Below are 17,835 nucleotides of genomic sequence, written 5' to 3'. Positions count from 1 at the left end.
ACCGGCGGCGGCGTCATCCCAGGATGATCAGCACACCGACGAACGTGATTGCACTGAGCGAGGCGACAACACAGATCGTCCACGCCCGGATCGCGTCCCGGTGCCAATCCCGCCCTTCTTGCAGTGACTCGGCTGTGAGCACCCGTGATTGCAGGTCGGATGCCGCCTGATCGGTTCGTTCCGACAGCTGCTTGCGGGACGCCACGTCGGCGGTGATCGCTGCGGCGAAAGACGCGGCGATCACGGTCAGCGTGGCAGCTAGCACCGTGACCGTCCAGAACATATTCATACCGGGTTCTCGACTTTTCCTTGTTTGCTGGGTGTCCTCCGCTGACGCGATCGGTCGACCCTTGTCGGCCCCGCCCCACGGGTGTATCGCTCCGACGGCGCATTGTGTTGCACGCGGCAGCAAAGGCGTGTCCGATCGCGGGAGCGGATCTGGCACCCACGGTCCCGCATGCTAGAACCAGTGACGACGGCCGCCGACGGCGCGGCCGGTGCCGCCGAGCAGCGCGAGGATGATCCCGATGACCAGCAGGATGATCCCGATGGTCGAGAGGATCGAGATGTGCGCCACGAATCCGATCACGAGCAGAATCAGTCCGAGAATGATCACTATCAGCCTCGTTTCGCCAATGTGCGCCATTGGCTGTTCGCCCCGTAATCCTGGATTACCCCGTAGGGGTTGTCGGAAACGACGGTGCAGGCGTCGTCGTTTGCGGGATCGTCCCCAGTGCCGAGCCCCTGGTCTGCTCGCCATCGACCGCTCGACGGACAGAGAGCGGTCATGCTTGTGCTCCGGAAACACCGCCGAGTGAGTCGGAGGTTCGATACACAGGCCCGAGAAGAGTGACAAGAAGCCAAAGCCTCGAACCTTGACAGTGGGAACCCGGGTGCTGGCCCTGAGACGGTTCGGACAAGCCGCGACCGGCGTGATCGTCTAGGGCTACACCGAACTGACCGATACGGCCGAATGCAGGCATGATCCTGAATTCCACCGACCTCTTCGACGAATCGACGGAGGCTCTTTTCGTCGCAAGCCTGCGCGACGTCTTCGCCCGAGGCACACCGGTGGCACATGGACACCGTCGCGGCCGTCCGAGCTGAACCTTCAGTGGTTTCTCAGCGTCGTCCCCGAATACTTGGATCATGTCCACTGTCAGCGGGTTGCCCGCCCATGTACTGTTTGTCCATTTCATCGTGGTGTTGGCGCCGCTGACCGCACTTCTGGTCGTCCTGTGCAGCGTGTGGCCCGCGGCCAGACGTCGATTGGTATGGCTCGCTCTCGCGCTCGCGGCGGTGACCGCAGTTCTGACCCCGCTGACCGCCGACGCCGGCGAGTGGCTCGAGAAACAGGTCGCCCGGTCAGCTTCCGTGCACACCCACACCGAACTCGGCGACACCATGATCTACTTCTCCGTCGCGCTTCTGCTCGCCGCATTGGCCGTCGCCCTGGTCCAGCTTCGCGAACGAAAGTCGGAACCCTCACGGCCGCTCACGCTGATCGTTGCCCTTCTCGCGATCGCGGTGGCAGTGGGAACGGTGGTTCAGGTCTACCGCATCGGCGAGTCCGGGTCGCGTGCCACCTGGGGCGATGTCGCCACCTCGAACGCAGCGCCGTGACACCGTCCCGAACTCGAACCGGCGGATTTCCGCACCGCGACGCCGGAAGGTTCTGGTCCCCCGCTTGCCGCACCCGTTCTTCCGGTCGGTTGTCTGTGAGCAACTTCACCGCCGCACAGTGGACGTGGTGACCCGGCCGGGATCGGCGGCGAACTGGTGTACACGGCCAACTTCTTCGTCTAACTCCACCGCCGGATTCCGTCCCCTCTGCTGCGCACCATCCTTGCCGTGGCCACGCATGAACTCCGACACCGAGTCGGCGGACGCAGTGTCGGTCAGACTGAACACCATGGACCGCCGCAGCCTGCACCCCCAACGCTGGAATGTGCGGGTGCGGTCCACCGCGGCTGCGGTCCTCGCCGTCACGGTGTGCCTGCTTCTGGCCAGCGGTGCACTCCTGTTCGTGTTGTACCGCGCGCTCGAACACTCCGCCCGCGTCGCCGCCGACTCGCGGGCCCACCAGATCATCGAGCAACTCCACACTCAGCCGCCTCAGGAACTCGACGCATCCTTGCTCGCGACCGACGGTCAGATCGGAGCCATCCAGATCCTTGACACCCAGGGAAACGTGCTCGCCACCTCGGTCGGGATTCCGTCATCACCGGTCTTCGCCTCCCCGCTCCCACCTGGTGAGTCCGCTTACCTGGGAAACCTCCACTTCGGGCACGACCGCGATTACTGGGTGGCCGCTATCGGCACCACGTCCCCGAACGGGCCGGTCACCGTGGTCACCGGCGCCGACCGCGAACTGGTCGAAGGTGTCCTGGCCACCGTCGCGGCGCTGCTCGCGATCGGGGCCCCGCTCGTCATCGGGTTCGCCTCCGCCACCACCTACCGACTCATCGGCACTGCCCTTCGCCCCGTGGAGAGGATCCGCGCCCACGTGGCGGCAATCTCCACCGCTCAACTCGACGAACGGGTCCCCGTGCCCGCGGCGCGAGACGAAATCGGCGATCTAGCAGTCACCATGAACAGCATGCTCGCGCGGCTCGAGGCCGGGCACCTTGCTCAGCAACGCTTCGTTAGCGACGCCTCCCACGAACTGCGCAGCCCGCTGGCAACCATCACCGCCGCGCTCGAACTCGCACAGTCCCGGCCCGACCTGATCGACACCGCCCTGGTGGACGAGTCGTTGCTTCCCGAGGCCCGGCGGATGCATGCGTTGCTCGAAGATCTCCTCCTGCTCGCGCGCGCCGACGAAGACTCATTATCCCGAATCCGCGTCGATGTCGATATCGACGATCTGATCCTCGCCGAACGCGCCCGTCTCCGAGGTCGTTCGGCCGTCACAGTCACCGCCACCGTTCACCCCATCCGGGTGGCAGGCGATCCACAGCAGCTGACCCGGCTGGTCCGCAATCTCGTCGACAACGCCGTCCGCCATGCACGCACCCGAATCGCCCTCACATGCCGAAGGGGCGGGGAGGGCGCCGTGATCGAGGTGAGCGACGACGGACCGGGTATCGCCCCGACGGACCGGGCCCGCATCTTCGATCGGTTCGTCCGTCTCGACACTCCTCGAACCCGCGCATCCGGTGGTTCCGGACTCGGGCTCGCCATCGCCGCGGAAATCGTCGCCGCACACCATGGATCGATCGACATCCTCGACCGGGCCGGTGGGGGTGCGCACTTCGTCGTCACGCTCCCAATCGGCGACGATACTTACCCCTCCGCCCGCATCGAATAGCCCACGCCCCGGACCGTTTCGATGCTCGTCGTGCCGAATGGGGCATCGATCTTGCGCCGAAGATAGCCGATGTAGACTTCCACGATGTTGTCGTCACCCTCGTAGTTGGAGTCCCAAACCGATTGCAGAATATCGTGTTTGGTGACGACCGAACCTGCGTGGCGCATCAGGAACTTGAGCACGCTGTGCTCGCGGGGCGTGAGGTGAAGGCGGGTCTCACCGCGGGTGACCCGCCGCGAGGCCGGGTCCAACTCGAGTCCGGCAGCGCTGAGGACCGGGGGCCGCGGCGGTGCCCCCGTCGCACCAGCGCCCGCAACCTCGCCACCAGCACCACGAACGAAAAAGGTTTGACCAAGTAGTCGTCGGCACCGAGGTCGAAGGCATCAGCGAGGTCGTATTCGCCGTCCTTGGCCGACAGCATCAGGACCGGCGTCCACAACTGCCGTTGACGCATCTCCCGGACTACGTCGTATCCGTGTTTGCCGGGCAACATGATGTCGAGGACCACCACGTCGAAGCCGCCACGCGACGCAGCCGCCAACCCGGCGACGCCATCGTGTTCGACCTGCACGGTGCAGCCCTCGGCCGTCAGGCCACGCCGTACCGTCTCGGCCAGACGGGTTTCATCCTCGACCAGCAACACCCGCACCGCAGCCTCCTCCATCGCAACTTCACAACCAGGAGACCAACGGTACGGTGCTCATCGCAATCACCCGCGCTGCCGGACCCGAACGACTACCGGTCAGAGCAAGCAATCTCAAAGCAGTTGCGAAGCCGACGGGACATTGAGCATCGAGATTTCGTCGAAAGAGTTAGTGCCGGAACGACTCCAATGCGGTGAACTCGTCCGTCGACCTGAGCCACCCTCACCCGCTACCACCAGCACTTTCGTCTGCACAGTAGCCATGCTGTTCATGTCCGCACCTGGGTCAGGGCCGCCCCTTGCCCCTGACCTGGGCGAAATCGTTCAAGGCTGCATTGGGCGTCTGCCGAACTCGGCATCCCTGCCAGCGCGAGCACCATCGGTCGCGGTGGAAGGTGCAGCTACGCCGCTCGCCGACGGAGATGGCTCACCATGCGCGCCTGCGCGAATCGACTGTTCTGCTGGCGGAGTATGGACCTTGGCCTCTGCGGCGCCGATCAAGTCTGCGCGACGATGGTTGTGGTGACTGGATGATCCGCGTGAACCCGAGGCGAGATCATGACCGACCACCGGCCGATCGTAGTCGGAGTCGACGGATCGCAGTCGTCCTTGCAGGCCGTGGTGTGCGCGGCGGAGGAAGCTGCGCTGCGGAGGACGCCGCTCACGTTGGCCACCACCGTGTTCGTCCCCGGCGCGCGTGGTGTACCGAGCGCCGGCCTCAAACCTTCGTCACCAAGCTCTGGTTCGCTCCTGCCGTCCGAGTGGCCGTTCGACCGGAACGCTCAGCCGGCGAGGGTCTTGAAGACGTCGTAGACCATCCAGGCCGGCCACAGTAGCCCCTGGACGATCGCGAGGACGTAGTCCCAGAACGCGTCCGCCTGCTGCCAGAACCACACCCAGGCTCCGAAGATGCCCAGGGCGTAGATCGCCCCACCTCCCGCAGCACCGGTGTTGCGATCACTCACAGTCCGATCCCTTCCCCGAGAACGGTCCGCCGGCGACCGCCGACGGTCGCGAAGGATTCCGTCCGTTCTCGGAAATGTCGGAATGAATCCCGATCAACCGGATACCGCCGGGCCGATACCCGGTATATGTGATCTCGCGGGGTGCGATTGCATCCATTGTCTCAGTGTCGTCACCGCCGGTCTGCGGTGCCAGAGCCCTTGGTCACCTCCCGGGCTGCCGCTTTGCTGACGCACGGCTTGCGGAATCGCGGGTCGCGAGCCGCCCGTTCCGAGACACCCAAGTCCTTGGTCGTCGGGCTTGTGACCTTCTCCCCTACGGGGGTCACACGCGGGCCGCAACGATGAGTACCAAAGGCAGAAATTCGGCGCCAGCAACCCCGAGGAGTGCACCATGTCCGGCCACCGCCCGATCGTCGTAGGAATCGACGGCTCACCATCATCGTTGCAGGCTGTTTCGTGGGCGGCCAGGGAAGCCGCGCTCCGCGCCACGCCCCTGTCGCTGATCACGACGGCGTTCGTTCCGGGCACGTACGGAGTCCCGATCGGCATGCCCGCCAGCTTTTTCCAAGACGAAGAACGCGACGGTCAGGAGAGGTTAAACCGTGCGGCGCAGGCCGCCCGTGATGCAGTGCCCGGCCACAACATTGAGATCGTCACCACACTCTGCACCGGAACTCCCGCCGGTGAACTACTTGCACGGTCCGCCGATGCTTCGATGCTCGTGGTCGGTGCCAACCGACGGGGAATCATCGAACGCACCGTCCTGGGATCGGTCAGTTCGGCGGTGGCTACCCACGCCACATGCCCGGTGGCCGTGATCCGCGGAATACCCGATCGCGACATAAACGGCCACCCCAGACCGGTTGTTGTCGGCGTCGACGGTACTCAACACAGCGAACCAGCTATCTCGATGGCCTTCGAGGAAGCAGCTCAGCGGCAGTCGGAACTCGTTGCCGTCCACGCATGGTCCGATATTGTTCTGGAACTCTCCTTGGACGGCGGCACCGATGCCGAGTGGGAGCGGGATGCGGCCAACGAAACCGCGTTGTTGTCCGAGAATCTCGCCGGCTACGCGGATAACTTCCCGGACGTGAAGGTGCGCACCATCGTGGTCAGGGATCGGCCCATCCGACACCTGCGTGAGCAAGCCGAACACGCGCAACTTCTCGTTGTCGGGAGTCGAGGGAGAGGGGGATTTTCCAGTATGCTGCTTGGGTCGACCAGTAGGGCGTTGATGCATTCGGTCGTCTGCCCACTCCTCATCGTTCGATAGCTATATCTGTCGAGACAGCGGGGTGTGATTCGGCCTCGAAACTACCTCCAGGAGGTCCATCGTGGTGGACGACTCCGGTCTCACCTCGAGTCTGATCGAAGCCCAGCTGCCGACGTATGAACAACGCATTCTCCGCACGCAAGTCATATATGCATCTGCCTCGGAGATCTTCTCAGCCATCCGCAGCGTCGACTTCTTCCAGTCGCCTGTGGTCGCGTTGCCGAACCGAGCCCGTATCGCGATCGACGCACTCCGTTCACGCCGGTGTGCACACGTCCCGAGCGGGTCGCAGTTTCGTTTCGACCAACTGCTGGAACCCGACGGCGGGTTCCATCTTCTTGCGGAGGAGCCCGAACACGCGATCGTACTCGGGTTCATCGGACGCTGGTGGGAGAAAGGCTACGGTCGCGTCGAGTGGGAGCCGGAAGACTTCCGCACGTTCTCCCTTCCCGGATATGGTATCGGTGCTTGGAGTTTCACGGCTCTGGCATACGACACTCGTACGTCCATCCTGGCCACCGAGGTCCGAGTCCACGGCACCGATGCAGGGGCGCGGCGGACGTTTCGCAGGTATTGGACGGTCGTGGGTCCATTCGTCACGGCGATGAGCGGGCCGCTACTGCGACTGATCCGTGATGAGGCCGAGGTTGCCTCTGCAGTCATTCGGTAGCCGTCCGGAATTGTTGTTGCAGAGCCTCGGCGAGGGTGTGAATCTCCGGCACGACATCGGGGTCGACAATGATCGTGACCGTCAGGGTGTCTGCGTAGGACAGTGCCGCAAAGGCGGCGCCGATGTTCCCCGCAGTGGCGGTAATCGGCACGATGCTTGTGATCGGGGTTTCAGCGATGGCGAGTTGTCGGGGTGGGCCGGCCAGGTCGGTCAGAAACGAGTTGACGAGTTGCTGACGGTCGAGGAACCACCGAAACAACCGTACGGCGGCCAGGAGCCGAAGGATAGGTCCGATCAACGCCGAGGAGGTACCGCGGGTTCGGGTCTTCTGGGCGCGGGTACGACCTGCAACGATGGTGAGCCGCTCGTCGAAGGTTCCTGCGAGCGGTACGCGGACCGGCATCACACCGACCCGGTTTCCCAGGTGCCCACTTGTCGTCGATCGCCGGGCTGAGACGGGCACCGAAACCACCAACTCCAGGGGGAACTCGTTTCTCTCACGCAGAAGTGCGGCCAAAGCCCCTGTGGCGGCGACTAATAGGACATCGTTGACGGTGGCCCCCAGCCGATGGCCTACTGCCCGCACCTCGTCGAGGTGGACGTCGAGGGACACCACCTTGCGGCGGAAGCCGGTGGCGACATTCAGGGAACACCTCGGTGCACGCCTGCCGCGGCCGCGGCCGAGTTCCGACCAGCCACCCCGCATACGTGCGACGGCGCCCGGTAGTCGGCGCAGCGTGTCGAGGCGTTCGGCAACGCAGTCGTACAGGAGGTCACTCGGTCGGGGCGCCGAAGACGGGGCTGCGACACCGTGTGGCGGCTCCGTCGCGTCCGTGCCGTCGACGAGGCGCGCGAGGACGGCGAGGCCGCCGATTCCGTCGGCCAGGACATGGTGCATCACCATCACCAGACCGATCTGACCACCGACGAGATCGGTGATGATCGCCGACCGCCACAATGGCCGCGTCCACGGCAACGGCCTGGTAACCGCGTCCACAGCGCAGGCGAGGGCAGTGTCACGATCCCCCGGGCTCGGGCAGTGCACCCGGGACACATGGACCCCGACCTCGAATCTGTCGTCGTCGACCCAATACGGTCGGCCCAAGCCCCACGGCGCCCTGACCAGACGCTGCCGCAAGCGTCGAATCTCTTCGATCCGCTGCGTGAACGTGGCCTCGACGGCAGAAATGTCCACGCCGTTCTCAGCGGCCACGAAGAGTATCGCGCCGACATTCAGGGGCACCGGTCCGACATCCGAGACGAGCTCGATCACATCGCCTGGGCCGATGCGATCGACACTGTGATGCCGGGAAGACCGGTGAACGGGTGAGGGGTCAGGCACCATATGCTCCTCATCGACGGTGGGTCGAATTGATTGGTATGTCAACCTCGATGCTTTTCACCGCTGCCAACCGGGTCTTCGGGACCGCCTTCATTCGGTTGCTGCATCGGCGGCGCGTGCCGAGGAGAGAAGGGTCAGTACCCCTCGTTCGATCGAGGTGGAGAGGTCGGTGAGGTCCGGTGTGGTGTCGTAGTCGCCGGTGAGACCGAAGGCGAGATGGTCGCCGTAGCTGAGGATCGCGATCCCGATCCGCAGCCGCAGGGCGATCGGGACATACGGGAAGATCTCCAGGATCATCCGCCCCATCATATGGCGTGTGGCCTTCGGTCCGGGGACATTGGTTGCGACGGCGACGACGCTGTGTTGAGGGAACCGGGTGGCGAGCCGTACGGCCCAGGCCATGGGCATGAAGAGACCGTACTGGGCCACCGCAGTGAACGCCTTGCCCCCTTCGGCCTCCTTACTCGCCTTGTGTGCTGTGAGCCGGTTATGGACGGCGACCAACTGCTCGACCGGGTCTTCGATGTCGACGGGCAGGAAGGGCAGCATGAGCGAGACCTGATTGTGGATCGCCCGTTCCTCGGCGGTGGAGCGGACGGAGACGGGAACAAGCGTACGGACCGTGTGCGGTTCGGGACGCTCGCCCCGATTCACGAGCAGCTGCCGTAGACCGGTGGTGATCGCGGCGAGTGCGACATCGTTCACAGTAACCTGGTACGTGCTGCAGATTTCTCGTACGTCGTGCATCCGGACTCGCGCGGCGCAATAGCGGCGTTGGCGCCCGATCGATCCGATCAGCGAAGTGTCCGTAGACGAGGTCAGCATCTCGGACAGCAAGTGCGTCAGGCCGGTTGCGACGCCGATGCCGGCGGCTGTGAGTCGGCGCGGAACGGCCAATGTCTCGGAGACGAGCCGTAGTTGCCGCGCCGGGGAAAGGAACTCGATTGTCGAGTGTGCGAGGCTCTCGACTCTCTCGAGGCGTGTGCCGCCGGTCGGCACCACTTCGGTGTCGGTGTCGGTGTCGGACTGTGCAGCGCTCGACGTTTCGGCCACGACTTCGTCACACATCGCTTCGAACAGTTTCGTCCCGGTGATTCCATCCGCCATGCAGTGATGAATCTTGGTCAGCACGGCCCAGCGGTCGCAGGTGAGGCCTTCTACGACCCAGCATTCCCACAAGGGGCGGTCGCGGTCGAGTCGGTGTGCCATGACCCGGGCGACGAAGCCGAACAAGTCCTCCTCCTCCCCTGGCTCCGGGAGCGCGACCCTCCGCAGGTGATGACCGAGGTCGAAATGGGGGTCCGGTGACCATGAGGGTGCGCTGAAGTCCAGGGGGACGGTGTGAACCCTGTCTCGGGCGTGCGGGAGCTTCGCGAAACGTGCGGCCACGGTGTCACGAAACTCGTCGTGCCCGGGAACGGGTCCCTCCATGATGGCGAGGGCTCCGATGGTCAGGCTCGCGTGTGGGTCGGAGTCCTCCGTTTCGAGGAAACCCGCGTCCAGGAAGCTCAGGTTGTCGTCCACGTGCCTTCGGCCTCGCCCTTCCCTATCATCGTCTTCTTCTGTCCGGCATCAGCGGTGGTCTCACCCCGGATCTTCGGCCTGCCGCGCCGCGCCGTGTGATGGTTGTCAGCTGACGGGCCATCCTGGGGCTTTCCCGAGGTTCCTCCACTCCCGGTCCCACTGTGACAGACGGTATCTCGCTTCTGCCCAGCGAATTCCCATCAGCACCGCGAGGCAGGCCGTCGCACTGATCGTCCATAGGGCGAGTGCGGCGCCTACGGCCTCCAACCCGTTCTCCGTGCCTGTCTTCGGCGCGTCGGCGAGGTTGCCGTCTGGGTCGATCCAGATGCTGATCGTTTGTCCTGCCTTCGTTTCCGGTCCAGTCTGCACTACTCCGGTGTGTGTGGTGCCATTCGCGGCCCACTGGGCCGGGGCCTGTCCCGTGGCACCCGTTGCCGGGGTGGTATCCGCCAGGTTCACGGTGGCGTCCGCGAGGAGCACTGCCGCTATCTGATGTCGAGTTTCTCGGTCGGCGCGGGACTGGTCATTGAGGCGTGTGTTGGTGGCGGTACCGAAGGCCGCGGCGAGGGGCACCAAGATCAGGATCAGGGCGACGACGAAGAGGACGAGCATGGATTCGAGGCGGTCGCTTCCCCGCATCAGGCGGTTCCCGCTCCACGGCCTCAATCGCCACATTCGCACCACCAGCGTCTGTTCCTCGATCATGACGGCCTCCTGCGATTGCTCCTTCGAGTGTCGCGCCGGACCGGGGTGCAGATGTAGGGCCCAAGGTCATCGCCCTTGTTCGCGCTGTCCTCGATCTTCGGGACGGCGGTCCGCGATCCGATGGTTGGCGAACGTATTGACCATTATTTGCTAGTGCACGGCCTGGCAATCAGAAGCGGACACGGAGTGATGTGCATCAAGGCCGCGCTGGTCGAGCCGAGCGTCATCCCGGGGAAGCCGCCCCGTCCTCGGCTGCCGACGACGATCATCTGGGCGTCGTCGGCCATTTCGAGGAGATGGCGCACCGGGCGGTCTCGAACGAGTTTCTGCCGCACCGAGACGTCAGGGAACCGTTCACACCATCCGCCCACGCTGGTCTCGAGCACTGACTGCTCCAGGGTCTGCTCGACACCGACCGGGAGCGTCGACAGGTCTTGGTCGGACCAGGCGTGCAGTGCGATCAGTTGCGCGTGGTGAAGGGAACTCTCTTCGAACGCCAGACCGAGGGCTCGTTGACTGTTCGGCGATCCGTCGACACCGACGACGACGGGTCCTCTGCCGTCCGCGACTCTCGACCAGCCGTCGATCAGTGCTACCGGGCACTGTGCATGCTGGGCCACGGCTGAACTCACGGAGCCGATCAGCCCGCCGGTGAACTCGCCGAGTCCCCGGCGGCCGAGCACGACCATTATTGCACCGGCGGATCGGTCGACGAGGGAGCCCGGAGCGTACTGGTGGGACACCTCGGCCCGGATGTCGATGCCGGCATCGGTGGATGCCGCGCGTGCGGCCTCGAGCGCTTCTGAAATGGCCCGCTCGGCTCGGGCATGGAGCTCTTCGACGAGACGCGGTCCATCTTTCGTGCCTCGATAGGTGCTGCAGGACAATAATATTAGCGGATCGCCACGAACTGTAGCCTCTCGGGTGGCCCACCGCACCGCATCCAGCGACGATCGGGATCCGTCCACTCCTACAATGATCGCCGGATCGACCATGGGTGACCTCCTCTGCGATGTCCGATCATTGCCTGGGCTTCGATCATGTCAACGGTGTGCCTCGCGTCGTTGGGCTGACAGCTACGTCGTTGGGCTGACAGCTACACTGTGCGGAGGGTTTCCGCCCGCAGCTACTCACCATGCGCGTTGCTCGGAGCCGGCCGCTCGCGAACCAAGACCTCCGATAACGGGCGTCTGGGCGTGGTCGGTGGCGTCGGAGCTCTGGTACTCGCTCCCACCCTGATCAGGACCTGCGGCATCCCCGCCCCCGACGACAGCTCTCGCAACATTGTGCGGGTCGAAGCACGTTCGGTCAGATGGGTGACAGGACAGGTGGCGAGCCCACGATCCGTGCATGCAAGGAGGACGGACGAGAGCGCTTCGCCGCTCCGCAGCCAATCAAGTCGCGAGTCTGCGGATGTGGAGAGCAGCAGGATCGCGGATCGGTCTTCCGATGGGCTTCCGTCGGGTGTGCTCGCGCGGCCGGGCGGAAACTCTCGCGAGAGGTGCACCGCGTGTTGCTGCCGGTCGGATGGGCGCGCCTGTTCCGGCACACCGTCCGGAAACAGTCCACGCCCCGACCACCACCGCAGTTCGGCTTGATAGGTAGGGTCGTCGTGCCGTAAGCCGGTCATTCGGCGTGATGCTTCCTCGAGTGCGGGGCGGCTTCGCTCGCCCAAGTCTTCGAGGTCGACGCCTGTGCCCGCCGTGATGCGCACCAACTGTTCAAGTGTCTCCCGCCACGCGGGCGGCGCATCCAGGGGCAGTCGTTCCGTTCGTCGTCGTTCGATCGCTGCCGCCATTCGGGCGACGAAATCTGTCGGGTTCGGGGCCGGGGCGAAGCCGATTGTCGACAACAGTTGCCGGTTGGATGAGCGCGGCAGTCGTTCGATCAGAGGGCGCCAATGATGTGCCGCGAATGCGTACTCGAGATGATTCAACGCTGCACCGCAGGAGATCACCATCTGACGACCGAAGCCGTCGGTGGCAGGTAACAGTCGGTCGGGATCGCTGTAGAGCCGCAGCTCGGTTGCGCTCATCACCCAATGCCACGGCTGGCTGTTGTGCAGGGATGGGGCACGGCACGCCCGCGCCACAGTTACTTCGACGGTGCGCCGGTCGGGTACCACGGGGGCCGCTCGCGTGTTCACAACGCGCCCGTCGGTCTATCTTGTACTCCGCCGATCATCGTGTCTCCTGCGTCGTCGTAGTTTCGAGTGTTGCGCCCGCTGCCCGATGCCTCTAGGGCCGTAGGTCATCGACACCCCGGGGCGCAACGACCGCACCGGCGCACCTCGGCCGATCACCGAACGAGCACGACCCACACGGTCAGTGCCGTCACAGCGACCGGTGGGGCCAGCCACACCGCCAGCGTGACGGCGAACCGGAACGAACCGGCGACGGCGGCGAGAACCAGCTTGGTGAGCAGGTTCGTTCCGACGGCAACCACTGCAGCCGCCGTCGCGGTGCCGACGGTGATCTCGGCGCCTGCGGCGGACGCAGCGGCGAGCGACGAGGAATGTGCGTCAGCGAATCCGCCGACGGCCGATGCGGCGATCACACCGCCACCACCGAACATGTCGGCGGCGCCCTTCGTCATGATGAGGAGAACGAGCAGGATCCCTGCCAGTGAGAGGGTTGTCGGCACCGAGATCGGGCGGTCGAGCAAGCCCGTCGCCGGCTGTGCCTGCTCGCCGCCGCTGGCCGGCGTCCTGTCGTGCGATCCACGAAGCACGAGAACGGCGGTCTCCGCGACAACCAGTGCGGCGGCTCCACCGAATATCAGTGCCAGTTGTGCCGATACCTCGGCATTGACGACCCAGGTGATGCCGACGACGAGCACGATGGTGGACAGATTCACAATAAGAGCCGCAGGTAGGGCATCAGGCGAATCGTGTTCTCGGCGCGCTGTCCGTGCCATCACGGCGGTGGTCGCAGCGCCGGAGACGAATCCCCCACCGAAGCCGACGATCAGCAGTCCCCACCGGGGGCCGAGGATCCGGGTGGCTACGTAGCCCATCCAGCCGATCAGGCTCAGCATGAGCAGCAGTCGGCCGATCGTCGCGGGGTTCAACGCACCGTAGGGTCCGACGTCGCGGTCCGGAAGTAGTGGTAGGACGAGGAAGGCGATTGCGAGCAGTACGCAGAAGTCCGTGATGTCGCGCTCGTCGATCATGCGCTCCGCGAACTGGTGCATGGGATATTTGACGGACAGAAGGACGAGCACGATCACTCCGAGCGCGACGGCAAGTGACGGATAGTGCCAGGCGAGAGCGCCGAGCAAGAAGGCCACCAGGGCAGCGAACGCGGTGGTGGTCCCGACGTCCGGTCGTGGCGGGATATGGGTGCGCACCCAGTACCACCCTACGATGAGGGCCGCGATCCCCACGAAAGCCGCAGTGACTACTTCGGTGCCGAGATGCGTCGCGATGGCGCCGGCAAGGGCGATGAGCGGAAAGGTACGGGCTCCCGGCAATTCCCACGATCCCGGGTCTTCACCGTCTGGTGGGGTCCGTGCCGTGTGTTCCCGCTCGATTCCCAGCCCGAGCCCGATCAGCAGGGCGGCGGCGTAGCCGTAGGCGTGGAACTCAGCGATGTCCACGACTACCGAATTCCACTGTCCCGTCATGCACCGTTGGCGGCGTCACGGTCAACCTTACTGATCATGACCGGACACCGAGCCCGGTGAAGCATGTCCTGACTCGTCGACCCGAGGACCGCACGACCAAGCGCGCCGTGCCCGTGGCTTCCGACGATGAGAAGCTGCGCGTCCGTACACCAGCGGAGCAATACCTCGCCTGCGCCGCCGCACTCGACGACTTCTCGCACGACCACGTCCGGATATCGTTCGCCCCAACCAGCGAGGCTTTCCGCCAGAACTGCCCGTTCCCGTTGCCAGACTGCGACCTCGTCGGCTTCGTTCTCTGCGGGGTGTGGAAAACCTGACCCCCACGAGTGCACTGCCACCAGCGGCGCGTCGAATCGCGCCGTGAAATCGAAGCCATCGGCTACGGCGGCGACACTGCACCGGCTGCCGTCCACACCGACGACGACCGTGCGACGATCGGGGACCGCGTGTTTTTCGGTTCCCCGCCATACCACGACCGGGGATCGGGAGTGATGAGCAAGTCGCAATGCCGTCGCATTCAGGTATCCCTGCACCGGGCCGGTTGCCGTCGACCCGATCACCACCATCGACGCCGAGTTCGCCAACGGCAGCAGGACGTCGGCCGCCGTCGAGCCGGTCAGCAGGGAGCACTCCACCGATAGCGCATGCCGGTCGGACCTGATGCTGCGCAACGCGCCCGCCAGCAACGTCTCTCCCGCAATGCGATTGTCGTCGTACGACGGCAGAGGACGAGGTTCCGCGTAGAAGGCGGGGGCCCGGGGGAGCACGTGAACCAGGTGCAGCGTCGTTCCCATCTGCTCCGCGACCGCCCCGGCCCAGCGCGCGGCCGCTCTCGCTGCTGCGGTGTTGTCGACTCCGACGACGACCGGCTCGAGAGGAGGTGTCCACGTCGACGTCACGGCTACCGCATCACGTCGCGATGGGCGAACCCGACGAGCGCGATCCCGAGCAACACCACAACCGTCAACGCGGACACCGCTGCTGCCGCAGGCGAGAACCCGTGGCGCAACGGGTCATGGGCGGCATATTGATAGAACGGGGAATATCGTTGCCACGGCGCCAACCACGACACCACGGGACCGAGGCCGTTCAGTACGTATGCCAGGATCGCGACTACGGCAGGAACCGAGCGACTCAGCGCGGGGTGGCCAGTGACGGCGCCGATCGCCAAGGCGAGTGCGCCGAAGACCAGCGCCAGAAGCGCCAGGTGCACCATTGCCGCCGCGACGTTTCCCACCGGAAGATCCATGTCGGCGAGTATCCCCTCCCCGAGCAGAGCGAGGCCCATGACCGCCGAGAGCGCCACCGTGCCCGCGGTGAGGGCACCGAATTTCTCCGTGAGGATTCGCCCGCGACTGAGCGGTGTGGCGAGCAACTGATCGAGCGTTCCCCGCTCCTCCTCTCCGGCAATCGCCGCCGCACCCGCCCCGACCGCATAGATCAGGAGCAGCATCGGGCCCATGAACGACAGCAGTTCGATCTGGATGTATCCGACGGGGGTGGACATGTCGGCACCGGCCATCGCGAAGAGTGCACGGAATGCCTCCGGCATCTGATCGAGGAATTGATTCATCGACGGCTGGTCGCGGACACTCGGCCAGATCGCCACGTACATCGCCACGAGCAGCGCGAGCCCGGCAACCCATGCAGGGAACGCTCGCCGCTGGTCGTACAACGTCTTGGTCAGTACGCTATGCAGCATTTCGGGCCCCGATCTCGTAGAACGCCATGAACGTCTCGTCGAGGTCGGCCTCGGCGCATGCGAAATCAACGATGCGGAATTGCGAGATCCGCCTGATAAGGGCGTCCAGCGCAGACTGGGGGGCGCTGCACGTCAGCGTGGCGCCGTTGATGGTGAGGTCACGGATGCCGGCCAACTCGCGAAAGTCCGATTCCTGAATCGGCGCCGCGAACTCGGCGGTGACGTGGTGCAGCGACTTCTGGCGTAGTTCGTGAAGGCTTTCGACGGCGATGAGGCGACCCTCCCGCAGTACACCGACGCGGTCGGCCACCTGCTGAACTTCACTGAGTATGTGAGATGACAACAAGACTGTTCCGCCGGCCGCGGTGTGCTCACGCATCATTGCATGAAACTCGTGTTGCACGAGTGGATCGAGCCCACCGGTAGGTTCGTCGAGAATAAGCAGCTGTGGGCTGGACATCAGTGCGAGGACCAGTGCGAGCTTCTGGCGGTTTCCTTTCGACATCGTCCGGACGGGCCGATCGAGATCGAGGTCGAGCCGATCGGCGATCACCGTTGCCGCTTTGTCGTCGGGCCGGCCACGCAGGTGCCCGAAGAACGTGATGTGCTGGCGGCTGGTCAGGCGGTCGTAGAGTGCCAATTCGCCCGGGACATAGCCGATCAGGCGATGAACTGCGGGTGCCGACGACCATGGGTCGAGGCCGAAGACTCGCGCCGATCCCGCAGTCGGACGTAGCAACCCCACGAGCAGACGCAGCGTGGTCGACTTCCCGGCGCCGTTGGGGCCGAGATAGCCGAAGATCTCACCCTCGACGATGTTCAGCTCCACCGAGTCCAGGGCCAACAGGGTGCCGAACCGCTTGGTGAGGTCGAGCGTGCGAATGGCGATGCCGCTGGACATGTTCTCAGGCTTGCAGCGCACAGTTGTCGCCAGTAGGGTCTTCCGACCCGAATCGACGGCGATGTCCTGGCAGTGACCATCGGCCCTTACTCCCGTTCGGCGGGTGGCGAATACTGGTTGCACGCACCGATTGTCCGCCCCAGACCCCGGCGGAGCGCGCATCAGTGAGGAGCCGATCATGGACAGCACCCTTCCCGACGAAAACGTCATCCGCATCGCCGTAGACCTCGCCTGCCGTGCACCGTCGGTACACAACAGCCAGCCGTGGCAGTGGACGTACGCCGACGGTCAACTCGACCTCTACACCGAACGCGGCCGGCTTCTGGCGTCGGCGGACCCGTCGGGCCGGCAATTGGTGATCAGTTGCGGTGCGGCGCTGAACCATCTCCAGACCGCAATGACTGGGCTGAGATGGTCCGCGGACATCCAGCGAACCCCCGACGGCCCGCACTCCGCGCACCTGGCGACGATTCGATTCCGCCACGGCGCGCGACCTCAGTCGCACGAATTCGACCTGCTGGCGGCGATCCGGCACCGATATTCCGACCGCAGGCCGTTCGGCCCGGTCAGCGTGAAGACCCCCATGCCTGCCACCTTGCCCGACATGGTGCGCAGCAGGGGCGTCCACTTGACGGTACTGGGGCAGGACGCCCGCCCGGCACTTGCGAAGGCGACCGAAATGACGGCGGCAGCGCGGAAATACGACTCCGCCTACCAGGCCGAGCTCCATTGGTGGGCGGGTCATTCCCTTCGACAGGGTGGTATACCAGTGGATTCCCTCGCGACCGCGCAGAACCGTGACCGCGTCGACATCGGGCGCCGCTTCCCCGCCGGCCGCGACAACGACTCGGCCGCGGAGATCGATCGCTCGACTGTTCTGGTGTTGAGCACCGACACCGACGGTCGCGATGCGTGGCTCCGGGCCGGTGAGGCCCTGTCCTCGGTGCTTCTGGAGGCTACCGTCGGCGGTCTCGCCACGTGTCCGCTGACCCACATGACCGAACTCCATCAGAGCCGGGAAATGATCCGCGAACTGCTCCCCGCCCGCGGCTTTCCGCAAACCCTGATCCGGATAGGTACGACTGAGAAGAAGGTTCCGCCGCGTCAGACACCGCGACGTCCCCTCGAGTCGGTGTTCTCGATCCGCCGCCCACACTCCCGTAGTTGACGAACAGA

General features: G+C 65.0%; 16 protein-coding genes and 2 pseudogenes. 6 read left to right on the top strand and 12 right to left on the bottom strand.

Annotated elements, in window-relative coordinates:
• Window positions 1-13 precede the first annotated feature (13 nt).
• Window positions 14-289, bottom strand: coding sequence for a hypothetical protein (locus tag CJ179_RS33995; protein WP_072950014.1), 276 nt, complete (start codon window positions 287-289; stop codon window positions 14-16).
• 171 nt (window positions 290-460) lie between these two features.
• On the bottom strand, window positions 461-616 hold the full coding sequence (locus CJ179_RS51590; protein ID WP_095864291.1) for a DUF6131 family protein: 156 nt from the start codon (window positions 614-616) through the stop codon (window positions 461-463).
• A gap of 533 nt (window positions 617-1,149) precedes the next feature.
• Between CJ179_RS51590 and CJ179_RS33985 the strand changes: the two genes are divergently transcribed.
• Together CJ179_RS33985 and CJ179_RS33980 are read left to right on the top strand one after the other, a co-directional pair.
• Window positions 1,150-1,623 carry a DUF2231 domain-containing protein gene (locus CJ179_RS33985; RefSeq protein WP_095864290.1) on the top strand — a complete coding sequence of 158 codons (474 nt, stop codon included), beginning with the start codon at window positions 1,150-1,152 and terminating at the stop codon, window positions 1,621-1,623.
• A 268-nt stretch (window positions 1,624-1,891) separates the two neighbouring features.
• The gene (locus CJ179_RS33980) at window positions 1,892-3,310 is read left to right on the top strand and encodes a cell wall metabolism sensor histidine kinase WalK (protein ID WP_083396000.1); all 1,419 of its coding nucleotides are present in this window, start codon (window positions 1,892-1,894) and stop codon (window positions 3,308-3,310) included.
• Here the strand turns inward: CJ179_RS33980 and CJ179_RS33975 are convergent.
• A pseudogene (locus CJ179_RS33975) lies at window positions 3,286-3,959 on the bottom strand (response regulator transcription factor). The gene CJ179_RS33980 and the pseudogene CJ179_RS33975 overlap by 25 nt on opposite strands.
• Window positions 3,960-4,511: 552 nt before the next feature.
• On the opposite strand from CJ179_RS33975, the pseudogene CJ179_RS53120 reads away from it, so the two are divergent.
• Window positions 4,512-4,661: pseudogene (locus CJ179_RS53120) on the top strand (universal stress protein); the annotation flags it as partial.
• 74 nt (window positions 4,662-4,735) lie between these two features.
• Here CJ179_RS53120 and CJ179_RS33965 read toward each other — a convergent pair.
• On the bottom strand, window positions 4,736-4,918 hold the full coding sequence (locus tag CJ179_RS33965; protein ID WP_072950020.1) for a hypothetical protein: 183 nt from the start codon (window positions 4,916-4,918) through the stop codon (window positions 4,736-4,738).
• 391 nt (window positions 4,919-5,309) lie between these two features.
• Here CJ179_RS33965 and CJ179_RS33960 point away from each other — a divergent pair, with 391 nt between their 5' ends.
• Window positions 5,310-6,191 carry a universal stress protein gene (locus CJ179_RS33960; protein WP_072950022.1) on the top strand — a complete coding sequence of 294 codons (882 nt, stop codon included), beginning with the start codon at window positions 5,310-5,312 and terminating at the stop codon, window positions 6,189-6,191.
• 64 nt (window positions 6,192-6,255) lie between these two features.
• The gene (locus tag CJ179_RS33955; RefSeq protein ID WP_072950024.1) at window positions 6,256-6,861 is read left to right on the top strand and encodes a hypothetical protein; all 606 of its coding nucleotides are present in this window, start codon (window positions 6,256-6,258) and stop codon (window positions 6,859-6,861) included.
• Here CJ179_RS33955 and CJ179_RS33950 read toward each other — a convergent pair.
• The 8 genes from CJ179_RS33950 to CJ179_RS33910 all read right to left on the bottom strand — a co-directional run bounded on the left by CJ179_RS33950 (window position 6,851) and on the right by CJ179_RS33910 (window position 16,659).
• Complete coding sequence (locus CJ179_RS33950) at window positions 6,851-8,206, bottom strand: wax ester/triacylglycerol synthase domain-containing protein (RefSeq protein ID WP_095864289.1); 1,356 nt, start codon at window positions 8,204-8,206, stop codon at window positions 6,851-6,853. The two genes, CJ179_RS33955 and CJ179_RS33950, sit on opposite strands and share 11 nt — an antisense overlap.
• Window positions 8,207-8,293: 87 nt before the next feature.
• Window positions 8,294-9,727, bottom strand: coding sequence for a wax ester/triacylglycerol synthase family O-acyltransferase (locus CJ179_RS33945; protein ID WP_072950029.1), 1,434 nt, complete (start codon window positions 9,725-9,727; stop codon window positions 8,294-8,296).
• A 105-nt stretch (window positions 9,728-9,832) separates the two neighbouring features.
• On the bottom strand, window positions 9,833-10,432 hold the full coding sequence (locus tag CJ179_RS33940; protein WP_072950031.1) for a hypothetical protein: 600 nt from the start codon (window positions 10,430-10,432) through the stop codon (window positions 9,833-9,835).
• Window positions 10,433-10,575: 143 nt separating this feature from the next.
• Window positions 10,576-11,427, bottom strand: coding sequence for a universal stress protein (locus tag CJ179_RS33935; protein WP_072950033.1), 852 nt, complete (start codon window positions 11,425-11,427; stop codon window positions 10,576-10,578).
• Between the two features lie 1,303 nt (window positions 11,428-12,730).
• A complete protein-coding gene (locus CJ179_RS33925; protein ID WP_083395998.1) occupies window positions 12,731-14,029 on the bottom strand; it encodes a DUF4010 domain-containing protein in 1,299 nt (432 codons plus the stop codon).
• A 23-nt stretch (window positions 14,030-14,052) separates the two neighbouring features.
• Window positions 14,053-14,955, bottom strand: coding sequence for a universal stress protein (locus CJ179_RS33920; RefSeq protein ID WP_072950040.1), 903 nt, complete (start codon window positions 14,953-14,955; stop codon window positions 14,053-14,055).
• Window positions 14,956-14,957: 2 nt separating this feature from the next.
• Complete coding sequence (locus CJ179_RS33915) at window positions 14,958-15,758, bottom strand: ABC transporter permease subunit (RefSeq protein WP_072950042.1); 801 nt, start codon at window positions 15,756-15,758, stop codon at window positions 14,958-14,960.
• The gene (locus CJ179_RS33910; RefSeq protein WP_072950079.1) at window positions 15,748-16,659 is read right to left on the bottom strand and encodes an ABC transporter ATP-binding protein; all 912 of its coding nucleotides are present in this window, start codon (window positions 16,657-16,659) and stop codon (window positions 15,748-15,750) included. Before CJ179_RS33910 ends, CJ179_RS33915 begins: the two co-directional genes overlap by 11 nt.
• Window positions 16,660-16,837: 178 nt before the next feature.
• On the opposite strand from CJ179_RS33910, the gene CJ179_RS33905 reads away from it, so the two are divergent.
• Window positions 16,838-17,827, top strand: coding sequence for a nitroreductase family protein (locus CJ179_RS33905; protein ID WP_072950044.1), 990 nt, complete (start codon window positions 16,838-16,840; stop codon window positions 17,825-17,827).
• Window positions 17,828-17,835 lie beyond the last annotated feature (8 nt).

Origin of the sequence: Rhodococcus sp. ACS1, from assembly GCF_002300155.1 — a bacterium.
GTDB lineage: Bacteria > Actinomycetota > Actinomycetes > Mycobacteriales > Mycobacteriaceae > Rhodococcus_F > Rhodococcus_F koreensis.
This window is presented reverse-complemented; position numbering and strand designations above follow the sequence as displayed.

What these genes read in the sequence shown, in the direction of transcription:
- CJ179_RS33995 (WP_072950014.1), bottom strand. Translation starts at nt 289, where the DNA reads ATGAATATGTTCTGGACGGTCACGGTGCTAGCTGCCACGCTGACCGTG.
- CJ179_RS33985 (WP_095864290.1), top strand. Translation starts at nt 1,150, where the DNA reads ATGTCCACTGTCAGCGGGTTGCCCGCCCATGTACTGTTTGTCCATTTC.
- CJ179_RS33960 (WP_072950022.1), top strand. Translation starts at nt 5,310, where the DNA reads ATGTCCGGCCACCGCCCGATCGTCGTAGGAATCGACGGCTCACCATCA.
- CJ179_RS33950 (WP_095864289.1), bottom strand. Translation starts at nt 8,206, where the DNA reads ATGGTGCCTGACCCCTCACCCGTTCACCGGTCTTCCCGGCATCACAGT.
- CJ179_RS33940 (WP_072950031.1), bottom strand. Translation starts at nt 10,432, where the DNA reads ATGATCGAGGAACAGACGCTGGTGGTGCGAATGTGGCGATTGAGGCCG.
- CJ179_RS33935 (WP_072950033.1), bottom strand. Translation starts at nt 11,427, where the DNA reads ATGGTCGATCCGGCGATCATTGTAGGAGTGGACGGATCCCGATCGTCG.
- CJ179_RS33915 (WP_072950042.1), bottom strand. Translation starts at nt 15,758, where the DNA reads ATGCTGCATAGCGTACTGACCAAGACGTTGTACGACCAGCGGCGAGCG.
- CJ179_RS33910 (WP_072950079.1), bottom strand. Translation starts at nt 16,659, where the DNA reads ATGTCCAGCGGCATCGCCATTCGCACGCTCGACCTCACCAAGCGGTTC.
- CJ179_RS33905 (WP_072950044.1), top strand. Translation starts at nt 16,838, where the DNA reads ATGGACAGCACCCTTCCCGACGAAAACGTCATCCGCATCGCCGTAGAC.